The following is a 16291-nucleotide window of genomic DNA, read 5'->3' on the forward strand; positions in this document are numbered from 1 at the left end:
GCGAGTGTGGGACGCATGAGCGCAGTCACCCCCTTCCTCTGGTTCGACGACAGCGCCGAAGAGGCGGTCGCGTTCTACACGACGCTCATCCCGGACTCGGAGGTCGTGACGATCGACCGGTATCCCGACGAGGTGCCAGGCATGGGCGGGAAGGTGATGCACGTGCACTTCCGGCTGGGGGGACGCGACTACTACGGGATGGATGCCGGACCCCAGTTCCCCTTCACCGAGGCGTTCTCGCTGTACGTGCCCTGCCGGGATCAGGCCGAGGTCGACCGCTACTGGGACGCCCTGACGGCGGGCGGCGGGCAGGAGCAGCCCTGCGGGTGGCTCAAGGATCGCTGGGGCCTCTCGTGGCAGATCATCCCCGACCGGCTGGTCGAGCTGATCCGTCACCCCGATCCCGACATCGCGCACCGCGCGGTGCAGGCGATGCTCCGCATGCGGCGCATCGACCTCGCCGCGCTCGAGGCGGCCGTGGCGGACGGATGAGGCGACGCGCTCAGGGCACGGCGATCGGGTGCCTCGTCCTGCTGCTGGTCGCCGCCTCGGGCTGCAGCGTCGCCGCGCCGCGGCCGGTACGTTCGGCCGATGCCCCCACGGTCGGGCCGAGCCGGTCTTCGGCGGCGGACACGTGGTGGCGGGCCGCAGGCGTGACCGGCGCTCTCGCGTCGGGCCTCGCCGCGCCGTGGTCGGTGGTGCCGCTCGCGGGCGGCGGGGCACTCCTCTCGCAGCGCGATGACGGCGCCGTGCTCGAACTGACGGCGGCCGGATCGGTGCGCCCGGTCGGCACGGTGCCCGGCGTGGTGTCGGGCGGAGAGTCGGGGCTCCATGGACTCGCGCTGCTCATGACCGGCGATACACCGATGCTGTACGCCTACTTCGGCGCCGTCGACGACAACCGCGTGGTGCGGATGCCGTTGCAGGGCGACCCGGGATCGTTCGAGCTCGGTGAGCCGGACGTCGTGCTGGACGGCATCCCGCGGGCGAACACACACGACGGCGGCCGTCTGGCGTTCGGCCCGGACGGCTACCTGTATGTCACCACGGGCGACACCCAGCAGCGCGACGCCGCTCAGGATCCGGACGCGCTGGGCGGGAAGATCCTGCGCATCACCGCCGACGGCGATCCGGCGCCGGGCAATCCGTGGGGCACGCGGGTCTGGTCGATGGGACACCGCAACGTGCAGGGCATCGCGTGGACCGCAGACGGGACGATGTGGGCGAGCGAGTTCGGGCAGAACACGTGGGACGAGATCAACCGCATCGAACCGGGCACGAACTACGGCTGGCCGGTCGTCGAAGGGATCGCCGGACGTGAGGGACTCGCCGATCCTGTCGCCCAGTGGGCGACCAGCGAGGCGAGTCCGAGCGGCATCGCCGCCGTCGGCGACACCGTGTTCGTCGCGGGTCTCCGCGGCGAGCGGCTCTGGCAGCTCGACACGCGCGCGGGAGTGGCGGTCGGTGAGCCGACAGCCGCGTTCACCGGCGAGTACGGACGGCTCCGCGACGTCGTCGCCCTGCCGGACGGCTCGCTGTGGTTGCTGACGAGCAACACCGACGGGCGCGGATCGCCGCGACCCGACGACGACAGGCTGCTGCGGGTCGAGCTCGTTCCGGCGCCGTGACGCATGCTCCCGCCGCCACGGCGGCACGCTACGGTGAGACCGTGAGCTCGCAGCCCCGCTGTCCGCATTGTCGCCACTTCGTCTACCTCGACACCCTGCGGTGTCCGAACTGCGAAGCCGAGATCGGCTACCACCTGCCGACACGCGAGTTCCACGGCATCCGACACGGTCAGGTCGTCATCGACGGCGAGAACTGGTACACGTGCTCGAACCGCGAGTGGGCGTGCAACTGGCTCGTGTGGGAGAGCGCGCCGGCCGGCCGATGCTTCTCGTGCCGGCTCACGCGCCGCCAGCCGGCCAGCAACGACACCGTCGCGCTCGAGAAGCTGGCGAAGACGGAGGAGGCGAAGCGTCGCCTGATCCTCCAGCTCGCGGACCTGGGCCTGCCGATCGTCGGCTGGGACGTCGAGAAGGGCGGCCTCGGGTTCGACCTCATCTCGAGCCTGTCCGACGGCAAGCCCGTCACGATCGGGCACTCCAACGGCATCATCACGATCGACCTGGCTGAGAGCCTCGACGACCGCAGAGAGGCGCTGCGCGTGCGCCTCGGAGAGCCCTACCGGACGATCCTCGGGCACCTCCGGCACGAGGTCGGCCACTACTACCAGAACGTGCTGCTCACCGACGACGCGCTGTGGGCCCGCTGCCGCGAGCTGTTCGGCGACGAGCGCACGAGCTACCGTGACGCGTTGAAGCGTCACTACCAGGTCGGTGCGCCGTCCGACTGGAGCCAGTCGTTCATCTCGGAGTACGCGACGATGCATCCCTGGGAGGACTTCGCCGAGACGTTCGCCCACTACCTCCACATCACCGGCACTCTCCAGACCGCGGCGGTCATCGGCATCCATCTCGACGCGTCGGTGACGAACCTCCGCGACACGGATGTCGTGCCCCTCGGCTCGTACGAGCGCGAGCCGATCCAGCGACTGCTCACCGATTGGGAATGGCTGTCGCAGGGATTCAACCGCATCAACCGCTCGATGGGCTTCGGCGACCTCTATCCGTTCACGATCGTGACACCGGTGCGCCACAAGCTCGCGTTCGTCCACGACATCGTGACGAGGGCGCCGCTCAGCCCGGGAGAGCAGTACGCCCTCGCGATGGCGGTGGAGACGGAGCGATCATGACCTCGTTCGCGCGGGGGCAGCGGGTGATCGGCGCAGCGACGCACTACGTCGAGAATCAGCCGCCCTGGCGCGTCGACGTCGACGAGTTCGCGCTCAACGCGCCGCTGGGCGCCGCCGTGCGCGCGTTCGGCGCCGGCTGGGCCGAGAACGGGCTGCGTGAAGCCGGGGGAGTCGTCGGCTCGGGTTCGTTCCAGCGCGACGCGGAGCTCGCGAACCTCCACACCCCTGTCGCGTACCCGCACGACCGCTGGGGCTACCGCCTCGACGAGGTCGAGTACGACCCGTCGTATCATCGCGTGATCGGCGAGGCCATCACCCGCGGGGCCCACACCTCGGCGTGGGCCGATCCGCGGCCGGGGGCGCACGTCGCGCGCGCCGCCATGTTCATGCTCTTCGCGCAGGTCGAACCGGGGCACGCCTGCCCGGTCTCGATGACCCACGCCGCTGTCGCCTCGATCGAGGGCTCGCCGTGGATCGCCGACTCCTGGCTGCCGCGCCTGTACTCCCGCGCATACGAGCCGCGTCTCATCGTGGAGGGCGCGAAGCCCAGCGCGCTCATCGGGATGGCGATGACCGAGAAGCAGGGCGGCTCGGACGTACGCGCCGGCACGACCGTGGGCGAGGCCATGGGCGGTCACGCGTATCAGCTCACCGGCCACAAGTGGTTCTGCTCGGCGCCGATGTCGGACGGATTCCTGGTGCTGGCGCATACGCGCAGCAGCGGGCTCGACGAAGGGCTGACCTGCCTGTTCGTGCCCCGCATCCTGCCGCACGGCATGCGCAACGTGTTCCGCATCCAGCGGCTGAAGGACAAGCTCGGCAACCGCTCCAACGCCTCGGCGGAGGTGGAGTTCGACGGCACTGTCGGATTCCTCGTCGGAGAGCCTGGCCGTGGGGTGCGCACCATCATCGAGATGGTGCAGCGCACACGCCTCGACTGCGTGCTCGGCACCGCGGCGGGTATGCGTCAATCCCTCGCCGAGGCGCTCTGGCACGCCCGCGGGCGCGAGGCGTTCGGCGCGCTGCTGGTGGATCAGCCCGCCATGACGGGGGTGCTCGCCGACCTCGCGCTCGAGTACGAGGCGGCGATGCTCACGGGCATGCGCCTGGCACAGCTCTTCGAGGCGGAGGCATCCGACCGTGACGTGGCCCTGCGTCGCCTCGCGACGCCGGTGTCGAAGTACTGGGTGTGCAAGCGCGGCCCCCAGCACGCGTACGAGGCGCTGGAGTGCCTGGGCGGCAACGGCTACACCGAGTCGTTCCCGCTCGCCCGCCGTTATCGCGAGCAGCCCGTCATGGCGATCTGGGAGGGCTCGGGCAATGTCATCGCCCTGGACGTGCTGCGCGCGCTCACGCGCGACCGCGACTCGGGCGACGCCTTCGCCGACGAGCTCGCAAGCACCGCAGGCGCCTCCGTCGCGCTCGATCGCCACGTCGACCGCACACTTGTCCTGCTGCAGCGGCTGACGGCGGATCCCGGCGAGGGCGCGTCGCAGGCCCGTCGCCTCAGCGAGGATCTCGCACTGGCGTTCCAGGCCTCACTCATGCTGCGGCACGCGCCGGGGCGCGACGCGGAGGCCTTCATCGCCGCGCGCCTGGGCGAGGAGCGCGGGGCGCAGTACGGCGTGCTGCCGATGGGGACGGATGCCGCGGCCATCGTCGCGCGCCACTGACGCGTCCTTCCGTTCCCAGACCCCTCGCACGCAGCGCGCTTAGGCTTGCCGGGTGACATCTGCGCCGCGCCTCGCCCTGTTCGCGGCGGTCGTGGCGCTCGCGGCGATGTGTACGTCATGCGCCTCGACTCCCGCCGTGACCCCGTCGGCGTCGCCGTCGCGGACGGCCTCGGCGGAGCCGGAGCCGTCGCCCACGCCTGAGGCGACGCCGGCCGAGGCAGCCGTGGCGACGATGTCTCTGCGCGAGCGCGCGGGGAGCGTCGTGATGGGGCACATCCCCACCACGGATGCCGCCGCCCTCCACGCGTACATGGAGTCCTCCGGCGCCGGCGGCTTCCTCCTGATGGGTGCGAACATCCCAAGAGACGAAGCGGCGCTCCGGGCGATCACCGCAGCACTGACGGTGGACCCGGCACGACCCCCGCTGGTCGCTGTCGATCAGGAGGGCGGTGACGTGTCGCGGCTGCCGTGGGATGCCTTCCCCGCGCCGCTCGACCTGCAGCAGGCAGACCCGTCGGCTGCCGAGGCGGCGTTCGCCGGTCGCGCGGCGCTCGTGCGGCAGGCCGGGATCCCCGTGAACTTCGGCATCGTGGCGGACGTCACGGCCGACGCGGACTCGTTCATCCACCGGCGCGTGCTCGGCACGACACCTGATGCCGCGTCGGAGCGCGTGGCCGCCGCGGTACGAGGGGAGGAGGGCTCGGTGTTCTCGACGCTCAAGCACTTCCCCGGACACGGAGCCGCCCCTGGCGACTCGCACACCGCGATCCCGTCGACCGCCCTCACGCTGGACCAGTGGCGTGCCGCAGACGCGCTGCCGTTCGCGGCCGGCATCGACGCCGGCGCCGAGATGCTGATGTTCGGCCATCTGGCCTACACCGCTGTCGATCCCGCGCCCGCGAGCCTGTCACCTGAGTGGCACCGTCTCGCGCGGGAGGAGCTCGGCTTCGACGGCGTGACCATCACCGACGATCTGGGAATGCTGCAGGGTTCGGGTCAGCCGCAGTACGCCGATCCCGTCGCCAACGCCGTGGCTGCTCTGGCCGCGGGCAACGACATGGTCCTGACGGTCGTGTACTCGTCGCCCGACACGGCGCCGCGCGTCATCGACGGCATCGTCGCCGCCGTGGAGTCGGGCGCGCTGCCGGCCGACCGGCTCGAGGACGCCGCGACACGCGTGATGGAGCTGCGCCTCGCCGCGGCCGAGGCGGGCGAAGGCGACCTGCCCTGCACGACCTGCGCCCCTGCGGACTGAGTTCAGCCCGCGGCGACGTCGATCAGTCGCCCCCGGATGACCCGGCCGCGGTCGGCGAACGTCCGCTGGGCGCGCACGTACGCGGCCTTGCCCTCCGCCGTCTCGATGGGGACGGCGTCGTAGCCCCAGTCGGCGAGGTCGTAGGGCGAGGCGCGCATGTCGAGCGCCCTGATGTCGCGGGCGAGCTCGAACGCGTCGAGGAGCAGCTCGCCCGGAACGAGGGGGCCGAGCTTCACCGCCCACTTGTACAGGTCCATCCCGGCGTGAAGGCACCCCGGCTGCTCGAGATCCGCCTGCCGCTCGCGGGTCGGCGTCTCGCGGTTGCGCGGAGCCGCCTCGAGCGTGAAGAAGCGGAACGCGTCGAAGTGCGTGCAGCGAAGCTCATGGGCTTCGACGACGGCATCGGTCGCCGCCTGCCCGAGCCGCAGCGGCACGGGATGCCGGTGCTGCGGCTGACGATAGACCATGGCCCACTCGTGAAGGCCGAAGCAGCCGAAGCCGGGGGGCCGGTCCGCGGTGGCACGGAGGATCCTGCCGACGTTCGCGACGAGGGCGCCCCGCTCGGCGCGGAAGGCCGCAGCGTCGACGGCGATCGAACCCTCCGTCGCGCCGGGTCGGTACCAGCGCCAGGCAGCCCGGGCGTCGGCCGCGGCATCCGCCAGTTCCACGCCCTCGCCCGGGTGCCATCGGTGCAGCGCCGAAGGCTTGTACGAGTAGTAGGTGAACAGGAAGTCTTCGACGGGGTGCGCTTCGCCCCGCGCCGCGCGCTCGCGGTGGGCGCTCGTCAGTGCCCGGGCGCGAGCCTCGTGCGCCGCTTCGCGAGCACGCCAGGCGTCGCCGGCGAGCGCCGGGACGGCAGGAGGCGCGATCGTCACCGTTCGAGGATACGCGGACGGCCCCTCACCCTCAGAGCGGGTCAGGGATCGACCGGCTCGATGAGCTCCGGGGAGTTGTTGCGGACGTTGCCCACGGCCTTCGAGACCTCGTGGTCCTCGAGCGTGTCGGCGAGGGCCGGGGCCGCATCGATCGCCGCGTCGAGCACGTCGCGCACGTTGTCCGTGGTCGGATCGAGCCAGGCATCCGCGTGGTCGGGGTCGAGGAAGAGCGGCATCCGGTCATGGATCGATCCGAGGTGACCGATCGAGTCCCGAGTGAGGATCGTGAAGCTCAGCAGCCACCGCTCGGGGTCGTCGTCGCCCTTGGTCTTGTCGCGCCACCACTCGTAGAGGCCGGCGAGGAACAGCGGCTCGCCGTCGGCGGGGTGGATGAAGTGCGGGACCTTGACGCCGTCGACGTTCTTCCACTCGTAATAGCCGGATGTCGGCACCACCGCCCGCCGCTTCTCGAGCGCACTGCGGAACATCGGCTTGTCTTCGAGCTCCTCGGCCCGCGCGTTGAAGGCGCGCGCGCCGATCTTGGTGTCTTTCGCCCAGGACGGGATCAGCCCCCACCGCGCTGCTTCCAGCCGCCGCGTCGGGGGCTCCGTCTTGGCGGAGTCCAGCACGATCGAGGCTCGATTCGTGGGTGCGACATTGAACGAGGGCTCGGGCAGGTCGTCGCCCTCGACGTCCACACGCAGCACCCCGACGAGCTCGGGACCGGCACTGGCCACTACGAAGCGTCCGCACATGACGCCAGCCTACGTGCGGGCTGCGACGTCAGAGGGTCGCGGTGCCGGTGCTTCCCAGCACGCCGACACCCTCGAGCCGCTCCAGGAGGCCGGCGCCGTCGTTGTCGCTCACCCAGGGCACTTCGGCCGCGGCGTGGTCGTTGACGGCGGTGCGTCCGCCCGCGAGGACGGCCTCGGCGGGGGAGAGGCGCCGGATGGCGACCGCGACCACTCGCGAGGGGTGCTCGTCGGTGAAGGTCGTGTAGATGGCGTCGTCGTGCTGGCCGTCGTCGCCGATCAGGAGCCACCGCACGTCCGGGAACTCTTCGGCGAGGCGCCGGAGGTTCGACAGCTTGTGCGCCCGGCCGCTGCGGAACCACCGGTCGTGGGTGGGCCCCCAGTCGGTGAGCAGGAGCGCACCCGGCGGGAAGACGTGGCGGCTCAGGAACCGCATCAGCGTCGGGGCGATGTTCCAGGCGCCGGTCGACAGGTAGACCAGTGGCGCTCCCGGGTTCTCGCGGACGACGCGTTCCATCAGCACGGCCATGCCCGGAACGGGCTGGCGCGCGTGCTCGTCGACGACGAAGGAGTTCCAGGCCGCCAGCAGAGGACGGGGGATGGCGGTGACCATCACGGTGTCGTCGACATCCGACACGATGCCGAACCGCACGTCGGGCGCGACGACGAACGCGCGCGTCTCGACCGGCTCACCGCCTTCGACCGTCATCGTGAACGTCTGCCATCCGGGCTCCAGCGCCGCCGGCAGTCGCGTGTCGATGACCCCTCCGCGGTCGGCGACGACCTCGTGCTCGACCCCCGCGATGGTGACCGTGACCTGCGCGTAGCCGATCGGAACGGCCACGAAACTGCGCCAGCCGCGCACCCCGGCATACTCGCCGCCCTCGGAGACCTTCGCCGGCGGCACGATCATGACGCGACCCAGCACGCGGACCCAGCCCGGACCGCCGTATCCGGGGAACGGTGTCACCGTGGGCTTCTGGCCCCGCCGGCGCGCACGTCGCTCCCGCCACGCGTGGAACCGGTACTCCAGGCGAGCGAACCACAGAACCTTGGCGCGCACGGGCTGGGGATCCGTCTGGGGCATCCCCTCAGTCTTTCACGTCCGCCACGGAGGCCTCGTCCGGACCCTCGTGGTCGAGGTGCTTGCGCTCGGCCCGTTCGATGACCTTCTTGCTCACGAACACGAGCCCCAGGAACAGCACGATGATGCCGACGAAGATGTATCCCGCGTAGTGGAGCTGGTCGGCGAGCTCGCGGTACGTGCCGGCGGCGAGGGCCGCCACCGAGATGTAGAGGGTCGACCAGATCACGCACGCGGGGATCGTCCACGCAAGAAAGCGCCGATACGGATAGCCGCTCATGCCGACCGTCAGCGGCACCAGCGAGTGCAGGACCGGGAGGAATCGCGAGATGAAGATCGCGGGACCCCCACGGCGGCGCAGGTACCGCTCAGAGCGCTCCCAGTTCGCCTCCCCGATCCGGCGGCCCAGGCGCGAGTGCTGGATCTTCGGGCCGAGGAACCGGCCGAGCCAGAAGCCGATGCTCTCGCCGATGAGGGCGCCCACCACGACCGCGACACCCAGCATCACCCCCTCGAGGGGCGACGCGACGGCCGTGCCGGCGACGATGACGATGGTGTCGCCGGGAACCACGAGCCCGATGAGCACACTGGTCTCGAGCATGATCGCGAAGCCCGCGAGAAGAGTCCTCAGCACCGGGTCGACGCTCTGCACGGCGTCGAGCAGCCAGGTGAGGAACTCGTTCACGCCACGAGCCTAGAGGCCGCCGCGCCCCTCTAACCTGAGAACATGTCGCAGAGCCTCGCCGCCGCGCACGTCGCGCAGTGGGTGGATCCGGCATCCGCTTTCGCCGGCGTGTTCGCGCAGGAGACACACGCCTTCTGGCTGGATGCCGGACCCGGCGCCGCCGACGGCTGGAGCTGGATGGGCACCGGCACGCCCGATGACGCGCTACTCGCCACGGCCACCGTGTGCAGCGGCGAGTCCGGCGACGTCGAAGGACACACCGTCCCGTTCCACGGCGGGTGGGTCGGCTGGACCGGCTACGACGACGCGGCCGCGCGGGCGGGCGCGCCGTCGTCCCACGACGCCGACGGCGTGCCCCAGGACCTCTGGCTGCGAGTGCGCCGCCTGGTCGCGTTCGACCACGGCGCGCAGCAGATCCACGTCTTCGCATCGCCGGACGACCTCCCGGGGTTGGCGGCGGCGATCACCGCCGCCTCCGCTCCGCCGCCGGAGCCGGTGCCGGCCCTCTACCGGGGAGTCGCGAGCGCACGGCACACACCGGACGAGTACGCGGGGCTCATCGAGCGGTGCCGCGACGCGATTCGCGAGGGCGACGCCTACCAGCTGTGTCTGACGACCCGGTTCGAGGTCCCGGCATCCGTGGATCCACTCGAGGCGTACGGGCGCCTGCGGCGAGCGACTCCCGCGCACCACGGCGGCTTCGTGCGCTCGGGGGGGATCGCGCTCCTCAGTGCCAGCCCTGAGCGCTTCCTGCACGTGGCGTCGAGCGGCGACGGCGCCGGCGTCGTCCGCACCCGGCCGATCAAGGGGACGCGGCCGCGCGGCGCGGATCCGGCGAGCGATGCCGTGCTGGCCGACGAGTTGCGCGCCAGCGAGAAGGAGCGCGCCGAGAACGTCATGATCGTCGACCTCATGCGCAACGACCTCTCCCGTGTGTGCCTGCCTGGAACCGTCGGCGTCGACGCGCTCCTCCAGGTCGAGTCGTACCCCGCCGTGCATCAGCTCGTCAGCACGGTGTCGGGCCGCCTGGCACCGGGAACGACGGTGGGCGAGCTGCTCGAGGCGACCTTTCCCGCAGGCTCCATGACGGGAGCCCCCAAGCTCTCGGCGATGACGATCCTGCACGGTCTCGAAGCGGCGCCGCGCGGCGTGTTCTCGGGCTGCTTCGGCTGGATCGGCGACGACGGCGGGCTCGACCTCGCCATGGTGATCCGCTCGATCGTCGTCCGTCGCGACAGCGCCTATGTCGGCGCCGGGGGCGGCATCACCTGGCGATCAGATGCCGCCGCCGAGGTCGCCGAGGTCGGCGTCAAGGCGCGCGCGCCCCTCGCCGCGCTGGGGGCAGCGCTCCCGCCAGGCTGGTGAACCGCCGTTCCGCTAACCTGGTAGACGCGCTTCGCGCGCTGCGCGCGCTTCCCGGCATCCCATGATTGGTTCTTCCCTCGTGAGTCACACCGACACCTCCGTCACCTCTGCGCCCGCTGAGGGCTACGACGCGTACTCGATCCAGCAGAAGTGGCAGGCGCGCTGGGCCGAGGCCGACCCGTTCCGCGCCGGCGGGGCCGACGACACGCGTCCGCGGAAGTACGTGCTCGGGATGTTCCCGTACCCGTCGGGCGACCTGCACATGGGGCACGCCGAGAGCTACGCCTACGTCGACATCGTGGCGCGGTTCTGGCGCCACCGCGGCTACAACGTGCTGAACCCGATCGGATGGGACTCGTTCGGCCTGCCCGCTGAGAACGCGGCCATCCAGCGCGGCGCCGACCCGCGCGAGTGGACCTACGCGAACATCGAGCAGCACAAGAAGAGCTTCCGCGAGTACGGCTCGTCGTACGACTGGAGCCGCATCCTCCACACCAGCGACCCGGAGTACTACCACTGGAACCAGTGGCTGTTCCAGCGCCTCTACGAGCGCGGGCTGGCGTACCGCAAGGAGAGCCCGGTCAACTGGTGCCCCAACGACCAGACCGTGCTCGCCAACGAGCAGGTCGTCGACGGACACTGCGAGCGGTGCGGCGCGGAGGTGATCAAGAAGAAGCTCACGCAGTGGTACTTCAAGATCACCGAGTACGCGGACCGGCTGCTGGACGATCTCAACCAGCTCGAGGGGTTCTGGCCCCAGAAGGTCATCCGCATGCAGCGGAACTGGATCGGCCGCTCGGTGGGCGCCGATATCGACTTCGAGATCGAGGGCCGCGCCGACAAGGTCACGGTCTTCTCGACGCGCCCTGACACGCTGCACGGCGCGACCTTCATGGTCGTCGCCCCCGACAGCGACCTGGCCGCCGAACTGGCCGCCGGCTCGTCGGCGGAGGTGCGCATGCGCTTCCAGGACTACCTCGAGAGCGTCCAGCGCGAGACCGAGATTGAGCGCCAGAGCACCGACCGCCCCAAGACCGGCGTCTTCCTCGACCGGTTCGCGATCAACCCCATCAACGGCGACCGCCTGCCGATCTGGGCCGCCGACTACGTGCTCGCCGACTACGGCCACGGCGCCGTGATGGCCGTCCCCGCGCACGATCAGCGCGACCTCGACTTCGCCCGCGCCTTCGACCTTCCGGTCAAGGTCGTGGTCGACACCACCGCGCCGATCACCGGCGCCATCCCGGTCATCGAGCTCGACGACGACGGAGTGCCGATCGATCCCGGCCCGCTCGATTCGCTGTCCGAGATCGATCCCGCCCGCACCGGTATCGCGCTCACCGGCGAGGGCCGGCTGATCAACTCCGGCTCGCTCGACGGCCTGTCGAAGCGGAACGCGATCGCGCGCATCATCGAGCAGCTCGCAGCCGCCGGCACGGGCCGCGCGGCGAAGTCCTACCGCCTGCGCGACTGGCTCATCTCGCGTCAGCGCTTCTGGGGCACCCCGATCCCGATGGTCCACACCGAGGACGGCCACATCGTCCCCGTCCCCGCGGACCAGCTGCCGCTGCGCCTGCCCGACGCGCAGGGGCTCGACCTCGCGCCGAAGGGGACGTCGCCGCTCGGCGGCGCGACCGAGTGGATGCAGACGACCGACCCCGAGACGGGCGAGTCCGCCCTGCGCGACCCCGACACGATGGACACATTCGTCGACAGCTCGTGGTACTTCCTGCGGTTCCTCGCGCCGAAGGACACCGACGAGGCGTTCTCGTCGCGCGAGGCGGACCGCTGGGCGCCGGTCGATTCGTACATCGGCGGCGTCGAGCACGCGATCCTGCACCTGCTGTACGCGCGCTTCATCACCAAGGTCCTCTTCGACATGGGGCTGATCGACTTCACCGAGCCCTTCTCCAGCCTGATCAACCAGGGCATGGTCCTCCTGGACGGCTCGAAGATGTCGAAGTCCAAGGGCAACCTGGTCGAGTTCGCGTCGAGCATGGTCGATCCGGGCGCCGACGCCGTGCGCGTCGCGATCGCCTTCGCCGGCCCGGTCGAGGACGACATCAACTGGGAGGACGTGTCGACCACCGGGGCCCAGAAGTTCCTGGCGCGCGCGTGGCGCGTGGCCACGGATGTCACGAGCGACCCCGACGTCGTCTGGGCGGAGGGCGATGCGTCGCTGCGCCGCGTGACGCACCGCCTGCTCGCGGACGCTCCCGGCCTCGTCGAGCAGACGAAGTTCAACGTCGTCGTGGCGCGCCTCATGGAACTCGTCAACGCGACGCGCAAGGTGATCGACACCGGCGCGGGCCCGGCGGACCCTGCGGTGCGCGAGGCCGCCGAGGCCACTGCGATGATCCTCGATCTGTTCGCGCCGCATCTGGCGGAGGAGATGTGGCAAATCCTCGGCTACGACGGCTTCGTCGGCCTCGTCCCGTGGCGCAACGCCGACCCGACTCTGCTCGTCGAGGAGAGCGTGACGGCGATCGTCCAGGTCGACGGCAAGGTGCGCGGAACCCTGCAGGTCGCCGCCCGCATCGATGCTGCGGAGCTCGAGCGTCTCGCGCGCGCGGACGCGAAGGTCCTCCGTGCCCTCGGCGACCGTGAGATCACGCGCACCGTCGTGCGGCCGCCCAAGGTCGTGAGCTTCAGCACGCACTGACCCTCCTCCCCAGGAAGGTCGCGCCGGGGAAAGTCCACATCCCAGCGCCAGCGCGCCGACCGGCTGCGACCGGCCGCTTAGCGTGAGTCCGGTGACAGCCGGTGACCGCGACGAGCCGCCCGCGGGCCATCCCTCCGCGGCGCGGCGTCGTATCGGGATCGGCGCCGTCGTCGTGCTGGTGATCGCGGCGCTGGCGATCACGGTCGGCATCGGCATCCTGCGCGGTGCGCTGGCGCCGGTCGACGCGGTCGTCGTCGACCAGACGCCGGCCGCGACCGCCACGACCAGGGCCGACCTCTACGTGCACGTGTCGGGAGCGGTGCGCGTTCCTGGACTGTACGTGCTGCCCGCCGGCGCCCGCGTCGTCGATGCCGTCGCTGCGGCGGGCGGCTTCGCCGACGACGCCGACCGCGACGCGGTGAACCTCGCGCGGACGCTCGACGACGGCGAACAGCTGCCCGTGCCCCGCGAGGGCGAGGCGCCGGTCGGCGCGCCTGCCGCTGCACCCGCTGACGGTCGGGTCGACCTCAATACCGCGGATGCTGCGCTGCTCGAGACGCTGCCACGCATCGGGCCCGCCCTCGCCGAGCGCATTCTCGCGTGGCGCGACGACAACGGCGGCTTCACCAGCATCGAAGACCTCCTCGCCGTGCCGGGCATCGGCGACAAGATGCTGGAGTCCCTCCGCGACCTCGTGACGGTGTGAGGTGCCGCGCGCTGCGGCACTCAGACTGGTACCCGTCGCGGCACTCTGCTGGGCGGCGGCCGGTGCTGCGACACTCGCTCCCGCCGTCGCGCCCTGGATCGCCCTCGCTCTGTGGGTGATCGTCGCGCTGGCCGCCGTCGCCGTCCTGACCCTGAGCGTCCGTGCGGGGTCCCGGCCCCCTCGCTCTGCGCGGGGGCCGGGACTGCTCCGGATGCCGCACAACGCGCTGCGCCGTGCCCTGGTCGTCACGGTGCTCGCCGCCGCCGCATCCGCGGCAGCCGCCTCCCATGTCGCCTGGACCCAGCCTGAGCGCGCGAGCATCGCCGATCTGGCGCTCGACGGCGGACGTGCCGTCGACGTGCGCGCGCAGGTCGTCGGGAAGGTCGAGCGCCGTGCCGACGGCACGCTCGCGTTCGATGCTCGTGCCTCGCAGTTCGCGACCGGCACCGAGACGCATGCGGCCGACGTCGAGATCACCGTGCGCGTCGCCATCGACGACGTGGATCGTCTCGGGCAGCTCGACGTCGGCGCCGCGGTCGACGCCCGCGGCACAGCGGCACCCGGCCGTCCCGCCGAGCGGTCGGTGATCGTGGTGTGGGCCTCCCGCGGCGTCGACGTCGTGCACGCACCGGAGGGTCCCACCGCCGTGGCCGCGGGCCTGCGCCACGGGCTCCTCCGCGCCGTGGCAGGGCTGCCCGGCGTGGGCGCCGGCCTCGTGCCGGGTCTGGCGGTCGGCGACACCTCGATCGTATCGCCGGCGCTCGACGCGGCGATGAAGGCGGCGTCGCTGTCGCACCTCACGGCCGTGTCGGGCGCGAACTGCGCGCTCGTCGTCGGCATGGCCTTCGCCCTGGCCGCGGCATGCGGTGCTTCCCGGGGTCTGCGCGTCGCGAGCGGTCTCGCGGTGCTCGTGGGCTTCGTGGTGCTCGTCACGCCGGAGCCCAGCGTGATCCGCGCCGCCGCCATGGCCGCCATCGCGATGCTCGCGGTGCTGCTCGGGCGTGCCGGGGTCGGCATCGCGCTCCTTTCCACGGCCGTGACGGTGCTGCTGGTCATCGATCCGTGGCTCGCGGCCTCGCTCGGCTTCGCGCTCTCGGCCGCCGCAACGGCCGCCTTGCTGCTGTGCGCGCGGCCGCTCGCTGCAGGCCTCGCTCGCGCCGTTCCCCGCCCCCTCGCGCTGGCGGTGGCCGTGCCGCTCGCCGCCCAGCTCGCGTGCGGACCCCTGCTGATCCTCATCGAGCCGACTGTTCCCGTATACGGTGTGCTCGCGAACCTCCTGGCAGGTCCCGCGGCGCCGGTGGCGACGGTGCTCGGCCTCGCCGCATGCCTTGCCGCACCACTCCCGTGGCTGCAGTCCGGTCTGGCGGCTCTCGCGTGGGTGCCGGCATCCTGGATCGCCGCGACCGCGACCACGACCGCCGGCCTGCCCGGCGACGCGCTGCCCTGGCTCGAAGGGTGGCCGGGAGCGGCGGCCCTGGCGATCCTCGGGCTCGCGATCGGGCTCGTCATCGCACGGGGACGCGGCGGGTCGCGCGCACAGTGGCTGGCTCGGGCCGGATCCGTCTGCCTCGTGGCTGTGGTCACCGGCGCGGCGCTGGGCGCAGGCGCGCTCAGCTCGATCGCCGGCCGGTGGACGCTGCCCCGCGACTGGGCGGTGCTCGCCTGCGACGTCGGCCAGGGCGACGCGGTGCTGCTCCGCTCGGCCGGCGCCGTCGCGCTCATCGACACGGGGCCCGATCCCGAGCCACTCGCCGCCTGTCTCTCCCGCGCCGGGATCGAGCGCATCGACCTGCTCGTGCTCACCCACTACGACCTGGACCACATCGGCGGACTCGCCGCCGTGCGCGGCCGGGTCGGCACCGTCCTCCACGGTCCCGGCGACGCCGAGGGCAGGGCCCAGATCACCGCGCTGACGGCGCAGGGAGCGCGGGCGACCGAGGCATCCGCGGGCCTCACCGGCTCGCTCGGCGCGGCCCGGTGGCGTGTGCTCTGGCCGAAGCCCGGCAGCCGGGCGTTCCCGGAGGGCAACGACGCCAGCGTCGTCGTCGACGTGCGCGGCGGCGGCATCCCGCCCACGCTGGCGCTCGGCGACCTGTCCGCGTCGCCGCAGCGCGTGCTCACGGCATCCGGCGCGCTCGCCCCGCCGTACGCGATCGTCAAGGTCGCCCATCACGGCAGTGGAGACCAGGATGCCGCGCTGTACGTCGCCGCCCAGCCCGCCGTGGCGCTCGTCACGGTCGGGACCGACAACGACTACGACCACCCGAGAGAAGAGACGCTCGCGATCCTCGACGCTGTGGGCGCGCGCATCGCACGCACCGACCAGGCCGGCGCGATCGCGCTCTGGTCGTCGGAAGGAGCCGTCGCGATCTGGCGCGAGCGCGGCGGCTGAGCGCCGGTGTTCCCGGCGACGCTCACGGCCGCCGCCGCAGCAGCTGCCGCCGACGACCGCCGTCGGTGGTCGTCGGTAGGCTGGGGG

At 71.8% G+C, this 16291-nt stretch carries 13 protein-coding genes; 9 read left to right on the plus strand and 4 right to left on the minus strand.

Annotation, left to right across the window (positions count from 1 at the left end):
- Window positions 1-15: 15 nt before the first annotated feature.
- The 5 genes from MRBLWS13_RS02055 to MRBLWS13_RS02075 are packed head-to-tail and all read left to right on the plus strand — an operon-like array spanning window position 16 to window position 5683.
- The gene (locus MRBLWS13_RS02055) at window positions 16-492 is read left to right on the plus strand and encodes a VOC family protein (RefSeq protein ID WP_349427421.1); all 477 of its coding nucleotides are present in this window, start codon (window positions 16-18) and stop codon (window positions 490-492) included.
- On the plus strand, window positions 489-1628 hold the full coding sequence (locus MRBLWS13_RS02060; RefSeq protein WP_349427422.1) for a PQQ-dependent sugar dehydrogenase: 1140 nt from the start codon (window positions 489-491) through the stop codon (window positions 1626-1628). Before MRBLWS13_RS02055 ends, MRBLWS13_RS02060 begins: the two co-directional genes overlap by 4 nt.
- A gap of 41 nt (window positions 1629-1669) precedes the next feature.
- Complete coding sequence (locus MRBLWS13_RS02065) at window positions 1670-2755, plus strand: putative zinc-binding metallopeptidase (RefSeq protein WP_349427423.1); 1086 nt, start codon at window positions 1670-1672, stop codon at window positions 2753-2755.
- Window positions 2752-4428 (plus strand): acyl-CoA dehydrogenase family protein, encoded by a 1677-nt coding sequence (locus tag MRBLWS13_RS02070; RefSeq protein WP_349427424.1) that lies wholly within the window; start codon window positions 2752-2754, stop codon window positions 4426-4428. The genes MRBLWS13_RS02065 and MRBLWS13_RS02070 overlap by 4 nt, the downstream gene beginning before the upstream one ends.
- 52 nt (window positions 4429-4480) lie before the next feature.
- The gene (locus MRBLWS13_RS02075; RefSeq protein WP_349427425.1) at window positions 4481-5683 is read left to right on the plus strand and encodes a glycoside hydrolase family 3 N-terminal domain-containing protein; all 1203 of its coding nucleotides are present in this window, start codon (window positions 4481-4483) and stop codon (window positions 5681-5683) included.
- A 2-nt stretch (window positions 5684-5685) separates the two neighbouring features.
- Here the strand turns inward: MRBLWS13_RS02075 and MRBLWS13_RS02080 are convergent, their stop codons facing one another.
- The 4 genes from MRBLWS13_RS02080 to MRBLWS13_RS02095 are packed head-to-tail and all read right to left on the minus strand — an operon-like array spanning window position 5686 to window position 9079.
- Window positions 5686-6552, minus strand: a complete 867-nt coding sequence (locus tag MRBLWS13_RS02080; RefSeq protein WP_349428961.1) for a 3-methyladenine DNA glycosylase — start codon at window positions 6550-6552, stop codon at window positions 5686-5688.
- A gap of 47 nt (window positions 6553-6599) precedes the next feature.
- Entirely contained in the window at window positions 6600-7313 is a 714-nt protein-coding gene (locus MRBLWS13_RS02085) for an SOS response-associated peptidase (RefSeq protein WP_349427426.1), read from the minus strand.
- A 28-nt stretch (window positions 7314-7341) separates the two neighbouring features.
- Window positions 7342-8397, minus strand: a complete 1056-nt coding sequence (locus tag MRBLWS13_RS02090) for a phosphatase domain-containing protein (protein ID WP_349427427.1) — start codon at window positions 8395-8397, stop codon at window positions 7342-7344.
- 4 nt (window positions 8398-8401) lie between these two features.
- Window positions 8402-9079, minus strand: a complete 678-nt coding sequence (locus MRBLWS13_RS02095) for a DedA family protein (protein WP_349427428.1) — start codon at window positions 9077-9079, stop codon at window positions 8402-8404.
- Between the two features lie 42 nt (window positions 9080-9121).
- Between MRBLWS13_RS02095 and MRBLWS13_RS02100 the strand changes: the two genes are divergently transcribed.
- From MRBLWS13_RS02100 to MRBLWS13_RS02115, 4 genes are all read left to right on the plus strand, one after another.
- The gene (locus MRBLWS13_RS02100; RefSeq protein WP_349427429.1) at window positions 9122-10444 is read left to right on the plus strand and encodes an anthranilate synthase component I family protein; all 1323 of its coding nucleotides are present in this window, start codon (window positions 9122-9124) and stop codon (window positions 10442-10444) included.
- Window positions 10445-10505: 61 nt separating this feature from the next.
- Window positions 10506-13106: a leucine--tRNA ligase gene (gene leuS / locus MRBLWS13_RS02105; RefSeq protein ID WP_349427430.1), complete on the plus strand. Its 2601-nt coding sequence runs from the start codon at window positions 10506-10508 to the stop codon at window positions 13104-13106.
- A gap of 91 nt (window positions 13107-13197) precedes the next feature.
- Window positions 13198-13812, plus strand: a complete 615-nt coding sequence (locus MRBLWS13_RS02110) for a helix-hairpin-helix domain-containing protein (RefSeq protein ID WP_349427431.1) — start codon at window positions 13198-13200, stop codon at window positions 13810-13812.
- A 1-nt stretch (window position 13813) separates the two neighbouring features.
- Entirely contained in the window at window positions 13814-16204 is a 2391-nt protein-coding gene (locus tag MRBLWS13_RS02115; RefSeq protein WP_349427432.1) for a ComEC/Rec2 family competence protein, read from the plus strand.
- Window positions 16205-16291 lie beyond the last annotated feature (87 nt).

This window comes from Microbacterium sp. LWS13-1.2 (genome assembly GCF_040144835.1).
Lineage (GTDB): Bacteria > Actinomycetota > Actinomycetes > Actinomycetales > Microbacteriaceae > Microbacterium.